The 16,725-nt window shown below is 50.2% G+C and carries 10 protein-coding genes; 4 read left to right on the forward strand and 6 right to left on the reverse strand.

Annotated features, from left to right (window positions below):
• From DWW90_RS10760 to DWW90_RS10775, 4 genes are read right to left on the reverse strand one after another with little or no spacing between them, the layout of a single operon-like run.
• The gene (locus DWW90_RS10760) at window positions 1-2,001 is read right to left on the reverse strand and encodes a fructose-1,6-bisphosphatase (protein WP_122344966.1); all 2,001 of its coding nucleotides are present in this window, start codon (window positions 1,999-2,001) and stop codon (window positions 1-3) included.
• 3 nt (window positions 2,002-2,004) lie between these two features.
• Entirely contained in the window at window positions 2,005-3,339 is a 1,335-nt protein-coding gene (locus DWW90_RS10765; protein WP_122344967.1) for an MATE family efflux transporter, read from the reverse strand.
• Window positions 3,336-4,097 (reverse strand): peptidylprolyl isomerase, encoded by a 762-nt coding sequence (locus tag DWW90_RS10770; RefSeq protein WP_122344968.1) that lies wholly within the window; start codon window positions 4,095-4,097, stop codon window positions 3,336-3,338. Before DWW90_RS10770 ends, DWW90_RS10765 begins: the two co-directional genes overlap by 4 nt.
• A gap of 10 nt (window positions 4,098-4,107) precedes the next feature.
• Window positions 4,108-4,779: a peptidylprolyl isomerase gene (locus tag DWW90_RS10775; protein ID WP_122344969.1), complete on the reverse strand. Its 672-nt coding sequence runs from the start codon at window positions 4,777-4,779 to the stop codon at window positions 4,108-4,110.
• Between the two features lie 127 nt (window positions 4,780-4,906).
• On the opposite strand from DWW90_RS10775, the gene DWW90_RS10780 reads away from it, so the two are divergent.
• From DWW90_RS10780 to DWW90_RS10790, 3 genes are all read left to right on the forward strand, one after another.
• Window positions 4,907-6,193 (forward strand): DcaP family trimeric outer membrane transporter, encoded by a 1,287-nt coding sequence (locus DWW90_RS10780; protein ID WP_122344970.1) that lies wholly within the window; start codon window positions 4,907-4,909, stop codon window positions 6,191-6,193.
• A gap of 125 nt (window positions 6,194-6,318) precedes the next feature.
• Window positions 6,319-9,420, forward strand: a complete 3,102-nt coding sequence (locus DWW90_RS10785; RefSeq protein WP_122344971.1) for a SusC/RagA family TonB-linked outer membrane protein — start codon at window positions 6,319-6,321, stop codon at window positions 9,418-9,420.
• 10 nt (window positions 9,421-9,430) lie between these two features.
• Window positions 9,431-11,056: a SusD/RagB family nutrient-binding outer membrane lipoprotein gene (locus tag DWW90_RS10790; protein WP_122344972.1), complete on the forward strand. Its 1,626-nt coding sequence runs from the start codon at window positions 9,431-9,433 to the stop codon at window positions 11,054-11,056.
• 338 nt (window positions 11,057-11,394) lie between these two features.
• Here the strand turns inward: DWW90_RS10790 and DWW90_RS10795 are convergent, their stop codons facing one another.
• Entirely contained in the window at window positions 11,395-13,989 is a 2,595-nt protein-coding gene (locus DWW90_RS10795) for an outer membrane protein assembly factor (protein WP_122344973.1), read from the reverse strand.
• Between the two features lie 173 nt (window positions 13,990-14,162).
• Window positions 14,163-14,888, reverse strand: a complete 726-nt coding sequence (locus DWW90_RS10800; RefSeq protein WP_122344974.1) for an MBL fold metallo-hydrolase — start codon at window positions 14,886-14,888, stop codon at window positions 14,163-14,165.
• Window positions 14,889-14,996: 108 nt separating this feature from the next.
• On the opposite strand from DWW90_RS10800, the gene DWW90_RS10805 reads away from it, so the two are divergent.
• A complete protein-coding gene (locus tag DWW90_RS10805; RefSeq protein ID WP_122344975.1) occupies window positions 14,997-16,724 on the forward strand; it encodes a serine protease in 1,728 nt (575 codons plus the stop codon).
• Window position 16,725: the final 1 nt, after the last annotated feature.

Raw genomic sequence — 16,725 nt, forward strand, 5'->3', positions numbered from 1 at the left:
TTATTCGTTATTACGTTCTTTCTCTTTAATAAAGCCGTTACGGAAAGCGTATAGAAGTTTCTCAAGGTCGTGGATCTGTTTTTGCAGGTCGGCGCCCTTGTCGGTATCTTTTACCATTTGGCGATGTGAGTTGAGTTCTACCACTATCGTTGTCGACAGGATATCTTTTCCCTCCTTGATTGCCTGGTCGGTCGACATGAACGGCTCGTGTTGGACAAGCTGGAAACCGCGTGAATGGTAGACCAGCGTATATCCGGCAATACCCGTCTCCGGATGATAAGCCTTAGAGAAGCCGCCGTCGATCACGAGCAGTTTACCGTTAGCCTTGATCGGATTTTCACCTTTGATGGAACGGACCGGAACGTGCCCGTTGATGATATGCCGGTGTTGGCCTGTCACGCCGAACTCGTCCAACAGCATGTCGCAGACCGATTCTTCTTCCCGCAGGGTGTAGTAGGCCCCTTTTTCCTCTTTCTGTACAGATTTGTCGTTGATGAAACAGCGTTCGAACGTCGCCATCCGGCTTTTGTCGAAAAGGGGAGAGTCTTTCCCTTCCCACAGATACCAGATGTAATCCATTGCGAAATCCTTTTCCGGACTGCCGTCTGCATCGAAGTAGGCGGTACGCACCAACTGGTCTACTTTGTCTAAAAGGGCTTTCCCCTTATATTCCGTTCCTTCGATACGGACCGCTTTGAGTGTCCCGTCCGGATTCATCGGGACGGAAGCATGAAACAGCAGGTTCGAGTTGCAGACCTGATACATGCTGCCGTGCGTGAACAGGCAACGCATATGCTTCTTCAGTTTTTCGCTGCATTCGAACGAGTGTTTGATACGGCGCATCAACTCTTCTTCTTCAATGGAGAGGGCATACGGGTCTTTGGCATTGAGGGTCGGCCAGTTTTTATCTCGCAGTTCATATTCCTTTCCTTCGATGCGGATCGTTCCGCGTTTCAAGTCGATGTGGTGAAGCAGCAAGCGGTCGTCCATCAGAAATTCCGGACGACGGCGGATGATTTCGCCTTCTAACTTGAATTGTATGATCGTGATCGCTTTGTGCATACGGGCGATCAGTTGGGTTGTCTTTTCGTCGAAAGTGGCATCCGAAGCATTGGTGCGGGGGATGAACAGTTCGCAGGGATCATCGCCATATACCTCCATCGCAAAAGTGGCGAGTGGCAGGAGATTGATACCATAACCGTCTTCCAGGGTTGCCAGGTTTCCGTAGCGCATACACATACGGATGACATTGGCAATACTTCCGGCATTACCGGCGGCAGCACCCATCCAGAGAATATCGTGGTTACCCCATTGGATGTCGAAGTTATGGTAGTTGCAGAGAGTATCCATGATGATGTGCGCTCCCGGTCCGCGGTCGTAGATGTCCCCGATGATGTGCAACAAGTCGATTGTCAGGCGTTGGATCAGGTTACACATGGCGATGATGAAGTCGTTGGCGCGTCCGGTGGAGATGATCGTATTGATAATCTGGTCCACATAGGCCGATTTGTTCGGCTCGTCGGATGATTCGTGCAACAGTTCCTGAATAATATAGGAAAACTCTTTCGGCAACGCCTTACGCACTTTCGAACGGGTGTATTTGGAAGAGACATTCCGGCATACGCGTACCAGCTGGTTCAGGGTGATTAGGCACCAGTCGTCCATATCCTTTTCGTGCTGCCGGACCAGCTCCAACTTCTGTTCCGGATAGTAGATCAGCGTGCAAAGTTCTTTTTTCTCGAAGTCGCGCAGCGTATTGCTGAATATCTCGTTTACCTTCCGCTTGATCGCGCCGGAGGCATTCTTGAGCACATGGTTGAAAGCCTGGTGCTCCCCATGCAGGTCGGACAGGAAATGTTCCGTTCCTTTCGGCAGGTTCAGGATAGCTTCCAGGTTGATGATCTCCGTACTGGCATCGGCTACTGTCGGAAAACTGCGTGCTAACAGTGTCAGGTAGCGCAAGTCACAGAAAACGTGTTCTGTTGTTATATCTTTAGTCATAAGTTATTTTATTGTCAATTTATTAAAGCGTCTCCATAGCAATATCCCAAGTGTTGTCAGGCTGACCGGAAAACCGCACCATACTCCGATAGCTCCCCAACCTAATGTGAAGCCACAAAGATAACCAATTGGCAGCGCTAATCCAAAATGACAGACAAAAGCCATGTAGGCCATGTATTTTACGTCTGCGATACCCCGGAGGGCATTGGCGAAAAGTATCTGTAATCCGTCTCCGAACTGATAGAGGATAACCGACCAGGCGAGCAATGCCACCATCTCGACTACCTCCTTTTCGGGCGTGATGATGTAACCCATCGTGTTACGGAAGGCCAGGATCAGGAGTACGACTATAAGCGCCGTAGCCATAATCAGATGCAGGCCGGCAAAAGAGGCGTGTCGTACGTTCGACCAGTCGTTCCATCCCCTATAGGCACTTACCCGTATGGTGACCGCCGCCGCAATCCCGTAATAGATCATAAAGCCGAGCGTAGTGATTACGCCTACCACCTGGTGGGCGGCAAGAGCTGTGCTGCCTAACCAGCCCATCATGATCACGCTCAGGCTGAAAGAACCGGTTTCGACTCCCATCTGGAATCCCACCGGCAGGCCGAGGCGGATCAGATTGCCTAAGTTCAGCTTATTGACCGTCCCCTTTTTGAATCCTTCCAGATAGGCTTTGTAGCGCGTGTGTTTCGCAAACAGGATGCAAAAGATTACGAATGTCAGGATACGGCTGGTTAGGGTCGAGATGCCGGCGCCGGTAAGCCCTAATTCCGGGCAACCGAATTTACCGTATATAAGCAGGTAATTACCGATAATGTTCAGGACGTTCGTACTCAGCATGATCCACATGGGGGTGAGGGTATCGGTCGTCCCGTCGCTGAACTGTTTGAACGAGTTGAAGAGCATCGCGAATATCACCGAGAAGAGTTGCAGTATATAGTAAGGCACGATATAAGGCATCAATTCTTCCGGCTGTTTCAGTATCTCGATGTTCAGCAGCAGTGCCAGCATACAGAGGCAGAGCAGCACACCGACAATGAAGTTGATAAAAAGACTGTTTTTTAGCGTTTCGCCGGCTTTGGCATATTCCTTCCGGGCGAAGAATCCTCCGATAATAGGCGTGAGCCCGTAGGAGAATCCCATCCCGGCAATGAAAACAAGATTGAAGAAGTTGTTGACGAAAGAGGCGGCCGCCAGTTCAGGCGTACTGTGATGCCCGACCATAATGTTATCGGCGAAACCGACAATAATAATGCCTAACTGTCCCAACATAATCGGGACACCCAGGCGTATTGTTTCTTTATAATGTTCTTTATAGACCGAAAGCTGTGTCATTCCAAAACCTTTACCGACTTGATTACTACATTTTCTGTCGGGCGGTCCTGTTTATTTGTCTTTACTTGCTGGATTGCGTCTACCACGTCCAGTCCTTCTACCACTTCGCCGTACACCGTATATTGGTTGTCGAGGAAGGGGACACCGCCAATCGTTTTGTATGTTTCGCGCAGTTCCGCCGGCATTTTGGTTTCGTCTTTCCGCTTTTCGGCTTCCAGTTCGGTCTTTCCGATCAGGGTGTCGCGCAGGATTGCCAACTCTTCCTTATTGCCGCTGCGGTACAGCTCCATGATCTGGGGCTTATGTTCCGTTTGCAGACGGTTGAAGATTGCCTGTTTCAGGCGTCCTTCCAACTGTTTTTCCATTTGGCCGAGTTCGGCTTCCGAATATTTCTTGCCCGTCACGATATAGAACTGGGAAGCGGACGACGCTTTCTCCGGGTTAACTTCGTCTCCGGTACGGGCAGCACAGATCGCTCCCTTTTTGTGAAAATACTTCGGATAGATAAATTCGGCAGGTACGGTATATCCCAGGTCGCCGGCACCCAACTGCTTGTTCATCGGGGCGTCTTTGGAAGTGACGTCGCCACCCTGCACCATGAAGTCTTTGATGACACGGTGAAACAGCAGCCCGTCGTACTGTCCGGCTTTTGCCAGCTTGATAAAGTTGTCGCGATGTTGCGGCGTGTCGTTATATAATTTGATTTTTATTTCTCCCAATGTGGTATCCATGACCACCAATGTTTCTGTTGTTTCCATGTTTTGTTGTTTATTTATTGACAATCGTCATTGATTTGATTTTGATGTTCTTGACAGGGCGGTCTTCTCCATTTGTTTCGATGAACTGTATCTTGTCTACCGCTTTCATCCCTTTTATGACTTCGCCGAAAACTGTGTATTTCCCGTCCAGATGCGGCGTGCCGCCTTCCAGCATATAGGCTTGCCGTTGTTCGGGCGTAAGGGTGATGCCTTGTTCGTGCTCCATTTTATCCAGTTCCATTTCCGTGAAGAACTTACCGGTCACGATATAAAATTGGGTTGCCGATGAGGCGCGTTCGGGATTTTCGTCGTCACCGGTGCGGGCCGCGCACAGCATACCGCGTTTATGGAAATACTTTGGGAAGACAATCTCTGCCGGGATGGTATAATCCAGGTCGCCGTCTCCTAAATGTTGTTCCATCGGGGCGTCTTTTGAATTAATGTCGCCGGCCTGTATCATAAATTGTTTGATGACACGGTGAAACAACAGTCCGTCGTAGCGGTGTTCCTTCACGTTTTTGATAAAATTATCACGATGCTGGGGTGTGTCATTAAAGAGTTTTACTTTAATCTTTCCCATGTCGGTATCGATCTGAACCAGCGTTTCAACCTCTTGCGCTTGCAAATGAACGGATATGAGAGCCGAAAAGGCGACTAAACACATAGCAAACAGCTTCTTCATCTTCTTCTTATTTTTTTATTACGGCAACAAAAATAGTGATATTTACTCGTTAAAGCAATCATTTAACACAACCTTTTACGCTGGTATCTGTTCAAATCTGAAATTCATCTAAACAAAAAGCACATTTATGAAAACATTGTTGAAAAGCGCAGTTCTACTGCTCGGAATGGGACTGGTTTCTGCCCATTCCCAGGCCCAGAAAGTTGTGGTTGAGGATAATGAGCCCAACACCGTCATGTTTGTCTCCATTGACAAGGCGGGCGACGAGATTATCCGCATCATGAATGAAACACAGAGCCCCCGCTTCCACGAACCGAAAGCCCCCCGTTTCTTGCTGACAGACCGGAAAGGCAAGTTTGCACTCGGTATCGGCGGATATGTGAAATTGGCAGCCGAATATGACTTTGGCGGTATTTCCGATAATATAGATTTCTATCCGGCCCTGATCCCAAGTAAAGGGCAGTCTTACGTACGGAACCAGTTTCAGATGGACGCGACGACCAGTACGATTTTCCTGAAGCTGGTCGGGCATACAGACCTGCTGGGTGACTTTGTCGTTTACACAGCCGGTAACTTCCGTGGGGGAGGTGGCAAGACCTTCGAGCTTCGGAATGCTTATATGTCGGCTCGCGGTTTCACGGTCGGTTACGATTACGGTTCGTTCATGGACTTGGGCAATGTGCCTGCAACGATCGACTTTGCCGGTCCGAACGGGTTGTCTATCTATCATGCTACCCAGATTCGCTATGAACATGCGCTTGCCAAGGGGCTGAAAGCCGGTATCGGTGTGGAAATGCCGGTTGTGGACGGCTTGACGAACGACCATGTCAGCATCACCAAACAGCGGATGCCCAACTTCCCCGTCTACCTGCAATATAGCTGGAACCCCAAGAGCCACATCCGCGTAGCAGGTATTATCCGCAGCATGACATACGACAACCTGACAGCCCACAAAGCGGAGTCCGAAACCGGCTGGGGAGTATTGGCATCTGCCACGGTCAACGTAACGAAATGCCTCCAAGTGTATGGCCAGGGTGTTTATGGGAAAGGTATCGGGCAGTTCTTGAACGATATGAGTATGTTGGATGTCGATGTCGTTCCGAACCCGGAGAAGGAAGGTCGGATGCAGGTCCTTCCGATGATGGGCTGGTTTGCCGGGCTGCAATATAACATCTGTCCGAAGGTGTTTCTTACCAGTACCTACGGGCAATCCCGCCTGTACAGCCATAACGGTTACCCCGCCACCCCGTCCGGCCAGTACCGTTACGGACAATATCTGAATGCAACACTTTTTTGGAATATTACTTCCGATTTACAGGTGGGGGCTGAATATCTTCGCGGCTGGCGAACCGACTTCAACAGCGACAAACGCCACGCCAATCGGATGAATCTCGCCGTACAGTATAGTTTCTAAGCTTTCTATCTGTATATCAGCTTTATTGCTGTAAGCCTGTCCAGTCATAGTTATGATTTTACTAAGTCGTAACTATGACTTTTTTTATATATCTTTGCCGTAGGTTTAACGAAAGGATAGGCGAAATGAGATATTTGTCAGGGAGTATTTTCCTGTTGTTTCTGTTGTGTGGATCAGTATATGCTTATGGGGGTAATGAAGCGATTGGTAAGGAGCTACATATTTTACAAGCTCAGGTGTCTAAGGTCAAGGTCTCCGGGAAAGTTGTGGATGAAAGCGGGAAACCGTTATCGGGCGCCAATATCGTGGAAAACGGTACCACTAACGGTGTTATCGCTGATGTAAACGGAGACTTCACGTTCTTTGTTACGGACAATTCGATAATAACAATTTCTTTTATCGGATATGAGTCCCAGGCAATCCTTGTCCGGGGGCAACAATACCTGTATATCAAGATGTCGGAAGACGCCCTTCAGCTTGATGGAGTTGTCGTGACTGCTTTGGGTCTCAAGCGGAAAGAATCCGCCTTGACCTATTCTGTCAAACAGGTGGACGGTGAGGAGCTGACGCGTGTGAAAGCCCCGAACATGATTACTTCGCTGGCAGGCAAGGTTGCCGGTATGCAGGTGAACAAGACCTCTTCCGGCCTGGGCAGTTCAGCCAAAGTGCTGATGCGCGGTGTCCGTTCCGTAGCCGGAAACAACCAGCCGTTATATGTGATAGACGGCGTACCGGTCTTGAACACTTCCAATGAGCAAGCCTTTACCGCTATCGGCGGTACCGCTGATGCCGGCAACCGTGACGGGGGCGACGGTATTTCCAACCTCAATCCGGAAGACGTGGAAAGTATCAGTATTCTGAAAGGCTCTCCTGCCGCTGCTTTATATGGAAGTCAGGCGGCGAATGGTGTTATCCTCATCACAACAAAAAAAGGCCGGACAGACGTCAGGAAGATCACTTTCTCCACCAGCCTCATCTTCGACAAGGCCTTTTGTCTACCCGAATTCCAGAACACGTATGGCGAGAGCAACGGCGTGGAGAGCTGGGGCGCGAAACAGGCTATGCCGGCTTATGATAATACCGGCGATTTCTTCCGCACCGGTCTCAACTCCATGACTGCCTTCTCCGTCAGCACCGGTAACGAACGCTATCAAACTTATTTCTCTTATGCCAATACGACCAGTAAGGGTATCATGGAGAATAACCGGTTGAGGAAACACAATATAAATTTCCGGGAGACCGCCAAACTATTCGGCGACCGCCTGAAGCTGGATGCGAACGTCAACCTCTTCCGTCAGATTATCAACGATCGCAATCCGAGCGGTGGTTTCTATATGAACGCGCTGGTCGGTCTTTACCGTTTTCCGCGGGGCAAAGACATCTCCGAGTATCGTGACCATTTCGAAGTGTGGGACGAGACGCGTAACCTGTACGTCCAGAACTGGCATTCGGGAACAGAGGACTTCGAGCAGAATCCCTATTGGGTCGTCAACCGCATCCAGAGCAAGGACCTTCGTAACCGGACGATGGCTTCGCTGACCGCTGAACTGAAGGTAACGGACTGGTTCCGCCTGCAAGCCCGTGGAAGTGCTGATAATGTCTCGGACAAGATCCGCCAGAAGTTTTATGCTTCTACCGCCCCCGCCCTTGCCGGAGTGAACGGGCGTTATATTGAGATGGACTATCAGGAGACGATGTTCTATGGTGACGTAATGGCCCTGTTCGAGAAGAAGTTCAGTGACTTTTCCCTCCAGGGAGCCATCGGCGCCAGTATCAACGACAAGACGGTTAACTCCCTTCGCTACGATTCCAAGACTGCCTCGCTTAAGTATGCGAACGTTTTTAATATCGCTAACATCAATATGAACGGCTCGGCTTACATCAATCAGCAGATCGACGCCCGCCGTCAGATGCAGTCACTCTTTGCCACTGCGCAGGTTGGTTATAAGGAAACCTTGATCCTCGACCTGACCGCCCGCAACGACTGGGCGAGCACATTAGCCTATACGCCGCACGAAGGTTCCGGCTTCTTTTATCCCTCGATAGGGGCGGCCTGGATCATGGACAAGACACTGCCGCTACCCGAATGGGTTTCCTTTTCCAAGCTACGTGCCGTGTGGAGTAAGGTCGGCAACGATATACCGCTTTATGTCACCAATCCCGTGTCGCATGTCGGTGCGGGAGGCGAGATCGAATATGCCGATGCCGCCCCTTTTGAAGATATGAAGCCGGAGATGACGACCTCTGTCGAGTTGGGTACCGAATGGCGTCTCTTTGACAACCGCCTGAATTTGAGTGCGACTTGGTATCAGACCAATACACGCAACCAGTTCTTCAAGCTCCCTGCCCGTTCCGGCGACAAGTATGCCTATCGCTATGTCAATGCCGGAGATATCCGTAACAGGGGGTGGGAAGTTACTCTCGGAGGTGTCCCCGTCATGCGGCAAGATATTACCTGGAAGAGCGAACTGAACCTTTCAGCTAACAAGAACCGGGTGATGAAGCTGCACGAAGAGTTGCCGGTCTTTGTCTACGGTCCCAGCGGCTTCTCATCCAGCTATGCTATGAAGCTGAAAGAGGGAGGTGCTTTCGGCGATATCTACGGTAAAGCCTTCCGCCGGGATGCGGACGGACAAATCCTCTACGAGACGGAAGGGGAGAAGAAGGGCTTGCCGCAAGTCGAGGGCGAAGGCAATCTCATCAAAGTCGGCAACTGCAATCCGAAACTCAACCTCAGCTGGAGCAATACGGTCAGCTATCGTGACATCACCCTCTCTTTCCTGATCGACAGCCGTATCGGAGGCGATATCCTCTCGCAGACACAGGCGGATATGGACCTCTTCGGTGTGACGAAAGAGACGGCAGCCGCCCGTGATGCCGGTTACGTGATGCTCGAAGGACATAAGATCGAGAATGTCGAAGGCTTTTATAAGAATGTCGTAGCCGGGCGTGCCGGTGTGACGGAATATTATATGTATAACGCTACCAATATCCGTTTGCGCGAGCTCTCCCTCGGTTACCGCTTGCCGGAGAAATGGATGGCTGCAAGCCGTGCCTTCAGCCAGGTACACCTCTCGTTTGTCGCGCGTAATCTCTTCTTTATATATAAGGATGCGCCCTTCGATCCCGATTTAATCCTTTCCACCGGAAACGACAACCAGGGTATCGAGGTCTATGGACTGCCGACCACCCGCAGCTTCGGATTTAATATCAAATGTGAATTCTAACGATTGACCTATGAGAACGCTATCTATAACACTCGTAGCCACCCTGTTGGCACTATCCGCCTTGCTCGTCTCGTGCACCGGCGACTTCAAAGATTTCAATACGGATCAGACCGGCATCACTGACGAAGATATGAAGATCGACTTCAATAACCTCGGCATCCCGCTCGACATCATCCAGCAAGGTATCTACTTCAACTACGACTTCGGCAAAGGCAAGAACTGGCCTTTCCAGTTGATGCAGAACCTGAACGCCGATATGTTCAGCGGCTATATGCATGATTACAAACCCCTGAATGGCGGTAGCCATAACTCTGATTATAACCTTCAGGACGGCTGGAATGGCACCGACTGGGGCTATACCTACGCTTATGTCCTGCCCCAGATCAAGAAACTGGAAGATTCCACGCGTGTGGCTTACCCCTCGGTCTATGCCGTGACCAAGGTATTGAAGGTGGAAGTGATGCACCGCATCTCGGATATCTACGGCCCTATCGTCTATACGAACTTTGCAAACACCGAGGGCAATTACCGTCCCGATACGCAGCAAGAAGCCTACGACGCTTTCTTTCGCGACTTGGATGAAGCGGCCGGCATACTCCGTGAATATGCCGAGTCGAGAGCGAAAGGTCCGGATATCTCGAAGTTTGACATCCTGCTGGACGGCCGTCCCATCTCGTGGCTCCGTTTTGCCAACTCACTCCGGATGCGTCTGGCTGTCCGTATCGCAATGGTTGACCCTGCGCGGGCTAAGGCGGAGTTCCTCAAATCAGCCTTCGATAAAGCGGGTGTGTTCGAACAGCCTTCCGAATGCGTACGCGTCTCGACCCGCAACGGCTATCAGAACCCATTAGGCGAGATCAACCGGGTATGGGGCGAAGCTTTCATGAACGCCTCTATGGAGTCGATCCTCACCGGTTATGAAGATCCCCGCATGGAGCTCTTTTTCGAGCCCTGTGCGGAAGATGTGGAACGTCCGGGCGATGAGGCGGTCGTAGCTTTGAAGAACCGCTACAAGGGGATTCGTCAAGGTACCTGCTTTTCCCATTTTCTCTACGCCTCCCATTCCTGTCTGTACGTGAACCAGTCGACCGCTCCGATTCTTATGACCGCTGCTGAAATCTGGTTCCTGCGTGCCGAAGCCGCCCTCCGGGGGTGGACTGCGGAAGATCCCGGCACTTGTTACCGCGAAGGCGTTGTCACCTCTTTCCGCCAGTGGGGGGCTGATGGATCGGATGACTATCTGCAATCTGAAAGGGTGGGGGCCGACTATCGGGACGCTTTCGACCCAGCGAACGATATTGCAGCCCGTTGCCTTGTCACCCCCAAGTGGGAGGAAGAGGCATCCCATGAAGTGAAACTCGAAAAGATAATCACTCAGAAATGGATCGCCCTCTTCCCGGAAGGTGGCGAAGCCTGGGCCGAACAGCGGCGTACGGGCTACCCTCGCCTCTTCCCAGTGCGTATCAACAACAGCAAAGACGGTTGCATCGACACTGAAACGATGATTCGCCGCCTGAACTTCCCCGCCGATATCGTCGATACCGACGCCCCTCTCTACGAGAGACTTGTCGAAGCCTTCGGTAAACCGGACCATGCCGGCAGTCGTTTGTGGTGGGATACTGGACGCAATTTTTAGTTCATGTATGAATATTTGAATCAATAACGGATAACCATCGGTCCTCTATTGCATGTTACGGTTGTATTCTTTGCATGTCACAACTGTCCTCCTTCTATGTTACAATTGGATTTCTTTTGTTTCACAGCTGTGACATGAATAGCGGGTAGGTATGGAAGGGGCACACATCCGGCATCGTTCATTCTATCTGCCGGGTTGTTCCTTCCTTTACGGCACTATAACCCCATGAAGTACTGCAATACCATTTCGCAGGCGATCTTGACAAGTCAGGACCTTCACGCTTGTTTACAGTTTCAAGAATATTTGAATCAAAATAGCAGGCTTCGTAGGGGCAGGAATTAAAACTCCTGTCCTAATACGAAACTGAGTTTACTGCCGTTGCGTTTGCCCTTGCCTCCATAGTTGGGAACATCGAAGCCATATCCCCAATCCAGTCCCATCAGGCCGATCATTGGAAGGAAGATACGGACACCCACTCCGGCCGATCGTTTCAGGTCGAACGGATTGAATGACTTCATATCCTTCCAGGCATTACCCGCTTCCAGAAACACCAGCCCGTATATCGTCGATGAAGGTTCCAGTAAGAATGGATAACGCAGTTCCATCGCCAGCTTTGAATAAGCATAGCCGAATGTCTCAGGACCGTCGCTGCCTGCAATAGAACCGTTTTCGTAACCTCTCAAAGCAATCGTTTCAGTCCCGTAGGCACCGGAATAACCGCTCATCCCGTCACCCCCGACATAGAAAGTCTCGAAAGGCGATTTCTTATGCTTGTTGTAAGAGCCGACAAATCCATATTCGACGCGTGTCATCAAGACCGGAGTCCGCTTCACGGAAGAGGGGGCAAGCGGTGAAAAGAATTTGGCTTTAAACTTCCACTTGTGATATTCGACGAACTTGAATTTTCGGGAGTCTTGGTCGTCCATAGCGGCATAATCTTTTCCGTCGAACAACGAATAGGGCGGTGTCAGGGCTACGGACAGATCCAGCTGTGACCCCCGCCGGGTATAGAGAGGGTTGTCTATCGAATTACGTTGCAGCCGGAGTTCGAGATTTATGTTATGGCTGTTGCCATTCTTAGCAAGGAAAGAGTTCCAGTTCTTCATTATATACATCTGATAGTTCAGTGTCGCCGAGAATTGAAAGTAATTATCCGGCCAGTTCAGCCGCTTGCCATATCCGACGGAGCCCCCAAGTGACATAAAAGACTGGTCCGGGTCAAAACTCTGTTCGAAACTGTTTTGATAGTAGTTGCGGTCGTAATAACGTTGGCTGATGCCGGTCTGCCGGGAAAAGTATGCGTTCAGGGAAAGAGCGTTCGGGCGCTTTTTCCCAAACCAGGGGTCCATGAAGGCAATGCTGTAGGCCTGGTAATAACGCCCGTTCGTCTCACCGCTCAACGTCAGCGTCTGCCCTTCACCTTGCGGGATGATGCCTTTGTATGAATTGGGGTTGAGGAGGTTCTTCATCGAGAAATTGGTGAACTTCAGGCTTAGTTTGCCGATCAGTCCCGTTTGTCCCCAACCGGCGGAGAATTCTATTTGGTCATTGGCTTTTGACACAAGGTCGTATTTGATGTCGACCGTCCCGTTTTCGGCATTGGGCAGCGGTTGCGGAACCAACCGTTCCGGGTCGAAATGCCCCGATTGGGCCAGTTCGCGTACGGAACGCATCAGGTCTTCACGGCTGAACATCATTCCCGGTTTGGTGTACAGCTCACGGCGTACCACATCTTCATAAAGGCGCTCGTTCCCATTGATGATGACCCTGTTGATGACAGCCTGCGGGCCTTCCTGTATGCGGATCTCCAACGCGATGGAGTCATTGCTGACATCCGTTTCTATGGGGTCGGCGCTAAAGAACAGGTAACCGTTGTTGTAGTAGACGTTCGACAGGGCGTCGTCGTCACTGATAAGCCGTTCGTTCAGCTTCTTTTGATTGTAGACTTCCCCTGCTTTCATATTCAGCACTCCGGTAAGGAAATCGGTCGAGTAGTGCGTGTTACCGACAAACGTAATCCCTTTCAGATAGTATTTCCGGCCTTCCTCTATCCGGATGTCGATGTCGACGGTCTTATCATTGACGTTCCGTATGGTGTCGGCTGTCAGCACTGCGTCGCGGTAACCCATTTCATTATATTTCGAGATTATGTTCTTTTTGTCTTTCTCATACTCCTCTGCTGTAAATTTCTTTGTGGAGAATATCTCAAGAAGGCTGCTTTTGAAGTCCCGTGACAGGTTAAACTTCTCGTTCGTTTTTTTCATCGCCTTTTTCAGCTCGGAGTCGGTCAAAGCTTCATTACCCCGGAACGATATCTTGCGGATCTTTACTTTTTCGTTTTTATCGATGTTTACATCTACGATAACTTGTCCTTCGTGCGACAGGTCATCCGTTTGGTTGATCTCCACATCTACGTTCTTGAATCCTTTTCCCTCGAAGTACTTTTGTATGACGAGCTTTGCCCGGTCTGCCAGGTTGGGCGTGATCTGGTGTCCTTTCTTCAGTTGCAGCCTACTTTCCAGGTCTTCTCTTTCCGATTTCTTAATGCCGTTGTAGTTGACCTGCGAGACGCGGGACCGCTGCTTGAGATGGATCTCGAGCCATATCTTGTCATCCTCGATCCTGGATGCCGATATTTTCACGTCGGAAAACAGGCCATGCTTCCAATAGCGTTTGACGGCATCTGTTATCTGGCTTCCGGGAACGGAAATCACGTCACCTACCGAAAGCCCGGAAAAGCCGATCAATACAAAATCATCATAATCCTTGCACCCTGTCACCTCGATCCCGGCTATGGTGTATTCTTTAGGGGAAGAGTAAGAGACTACCGGTACTCCGGCGGGCTTCTCCACCTTGACCGTGTCGTTTTCCTGGGCTAAGAGAGTGTTTGCGTTTGCCAGGAAAAGAATCAACATCACATTTTTCATCAACATATCAATCCTTGTTTTAGATTAGCCGCATTCATGTTCATGACCTGCGTTTAACCTAAAGACTGAAATGCCGTTTTTACCCCTATCCGGAGTAGCTCCCGAAGGACAAGATTAAGTTAAAAAAGGAATTGTGTTTACTTTTTAAAAGAGCAATAGCGGATTTGCGTTCGCCTGTGTCATTGCATCTCCCGGATCCTTACCTCCACGCCGCTACCTTGCAGAGCCTCTTTGAGTTCGCTGATCTTTGTGTCCCCGTAATGGTAGGGGTACAGGATTTTCGGCGAGAACATCCTTGCAGCGTTGGCCGCCTGGGGAACGGTCATTGTATAGGGCTGGTTGACCGGGAGGAAGGCGATGTCTATGTCTTTGAGATTCTTCAGCTCCGGGATGTCTTCCGTGTCGCCGGCTATATAGATACGCGTGCCGCCTAATGTCAGGATGTAGCCGTTGTCACGGTGGCGGGGATGGAATTTCTCTCTTCCGGGAGTCGTGTTGTAGGCGGGTACGGCTTCGATCGTCAGATAGTCTGTCGGTTTGAGCTTGTCTCCGTTCTTCATGACGGTGCCCTTGCCGATGATTTTCTGGCTGTTTTCGTTCGCGATGATGAGTGTGCCGGCCTTTTCGGACGCAGCAATGGCTTTCTTGTCCAGGTGGTCGCCATGCTCGTGAGTGATCAGGATGATGTCTGCTTTCGGGAAGGTGGCATAGTTGGCATATTCGGAGATGGGATCGACCTGTATGACATGGCCGCCGTATTCGATCATCAGGCTTGCATGTTTGATGAATGTGATGGCCAGCTCGCCGCCGTCGCGCGTTTTCAACTTATCAACTGTAAAGTTACCTGCCGAAAGGGAGGTGTATGCAAACAGACTGCTCATAAGAATAAATAATAGATGTTTCATAAATAACAGGTTTGAAAGGTAAAACGTTTGGACAAAGATAAGGGAAAAAGGATAACAATTAGAGATAAATCCTTACATTTGCGTCCGTATCTGATAACATGAAAAGAAATGAAACGAATACTGCAATTGATCTTTATTAGCTGCCTCTGCCTGTCGGCTGCAGCTCAGAAAAACGCCCCTAAATGGATGGACAAGGCTAAAAAGGCCGTCTTTACGATTACAACTTATGGAAAGGATGGTAACAAACTGGCTACGGGTACGGGATTTTTCGTCTCCGAGGCCGGTGATGCTGTCTCTTCATACGATATCTTCAAAGGGGCTGAGAAGGCGACCGTTACCGATACGGAAGGAAAGACATACCCGGTTAAGAATATACAGGGAGCGGATGAACTCTACGATGTTATAAAGTTCCAGGTAGAGGTCCCCAAGAAAGCCGCTTTTCTCGTGATCGCTGCCGAACCGGTTGCGAACGGTACGAATGCTTACCTTTTGCCCTTTTCTACCGGAAAGACGGCGTCTTTTAAGTCGGGAGCAATTACCGAAGTGAGTAAATTGAAAGATCCTTATAAATATTATAAGATGGCGATCGCATTGGATGAGAACGAACTGAATGCTCCGTTATTGACACCCGAAGGCGAGGTTTTTGCGTTGGCGCAGGCCGATGCGGGGGGGAAGAAAGATGTGTGCTACGGTCTTTCCGCCGGTTATGCGGGCAGCCTGTCGATCGGGTCTGCCGACTATTTAGGCTCTGTTTACCGCAGTATCGGTATCCGGAAAGGATGGCCGAAAGAGGTAGACCAGGCATCCGTTGCCCTCTATTTACTTGCCGGGACACAGGATGCGAAGACGCGTCTGGAGACAATCAATGATTTCATCGGCACTTTCCCGAGCGCACAGGAAGGCTACTTGAACCGTGCCGACCTCTATGCTTATAACCGTGCCGATCTGGCAAGTTCGCCGGCTGAAGAGGTCTCCTATCTGGAGAAAGCTTTGGAAGATATAAAGACAGCCTCCAAGTATAGCGACAAGAAGGCGGATAGTTGGTATAACCGTGCCAAACTGATTTATGGTGTGGCTTCGGCTGATACGACCTTGACCGATCCTGCCTGGTCAATCGATGCGGCTATGGAGGCGTTGGACAAGGCGATTGCAGAGGATGACCTGCCTGCTTACCATCAGTTGAAAGCGGATATCTATTTCAATAAAGGCGAGTTTCAACAGGCATTCGATGAATACATGATCGTTAATAACAGCGATATTGCTTCCGCCTCATCCTATTATATGGCGGCGAAAGCAAAAGAACGGATCACCGGGTTCAATATCGGGGATGTGATCGACCTGTTGGACAAGGCTGTCGAGAAGTGCGGAGCGAATATGAATAACGAAGCGGCTGCCTATGTCCTGGAACGGATCGACTGGCGCCTCCGTCTGGCACAGTATGCCGAGGCGATTGCCGATTATGATCTTTATTATGTGCTGGCCGGCGGAAAGGTGTTGCCGAACTTCTATTTCCTGCGTGAACAGGCGAAGTTCCGTGCCGGTGATCTGGAAGGAGCGTTGAAGGACATCCAGGAGGCTATTTCGGCAAGCCCGCAGACACCGGATTACTATGCTGAAGAAGCTTCCGTTTATGTGCGTCTGCAGAAGTATGAAGATGCCCTGAAGAGCATAGAGAAGGCGATTGCCATTGCTCCCGATTTCGGGGCTTGCTACCGTTTGCGTGGCGTCTGCTATGTCCGCCTGGAGAAAAAGGCTGAGGCTTGCGAAGCGTTCAATAAGGCAAAAGAGCTGGGCGACCCGCTTGCCGACAAATTGATTAAGGAACACTGTAAATAAA

Origin of the sequence: Parabacteroides sp. AF17-28, from assembly GCF_003479205.1 — a bacterium.
Taxonomy (GTDB): Bacteria; Bacteroidota; Bacteroidia; order Bacteroidales; family Tannerellaceae; genus Parabacteroides; species Parabacteroides acidifaciens.

Coding starts and splice junctions, on each gene's coding strand:
- DWW90_RS10760 (WP_122344966.1), bottom strand. CDS start 2,001: ATGACTAAAGATATAACAACAGAACACGTTTTCTGTGACTTGCGCTAC.
- DWW90_RS10765 (WP_122344967.1), bottom strand. CDS start 3,339: ATGACACAGCTTTCGGTCTATAAAGAACATTATAAAGAAACAATACGC.
- DWW90_RS10770 (WP_122344968.1), bottom strand. CDS start 4,097: ATGGAAACAACAGAAACATTGGTGGTCATGGATACCACATTGGGAGAA.
- DWW90_RS10775 (WP_122344969.1), bottom strand. CDS start 4,779: ATGAAGAAGCTGTTTGCTATGTGTTTAGTCGCCTTTTCGGCTCTCATA.
- DWW90_RS10780 (WP_122344970.1), top strand. CDS start 4,907: ATGAAAACATTGTTGAAAAGCGCAGTTCTACTGCTCGGAATGGGACTG.
- DWW90_RS10785 (WP_122344971.1), top strand. CDS start 6,319: ATGAGATATTTGTCAGGGAGTATTTTCCTGTTGTTTCTGTTGTGTGGA.
- DWW90_RS10790 (WP_122344972.1), top strand. CDS start 9,431: ATGAGAACGCTATCTATAACACTCGTAGCCACCCTGTTGGCACTATCC.
- DWW90_RS10795 (WP_122344973.1), bottom strand. CDS start 13,989: ATGTTGATGAAAAATGTGATGTTGATTCTTTTCCTGGCAAACGCAAAC.
- DWW90_RS10800 (WP_122344974.1), bottom strand. CDS start 14,888: ATGAAACATCTATTATTTATTCTTATGAGCAGTCTGTTTGCATACACC.
- DWW90_RS10805 (WP_122344975.1), top strand. CDS start 14,997: ATGAAACGAATACTGCAATTGATCTTTATTAGCTGCCTCTGCCTGTCG.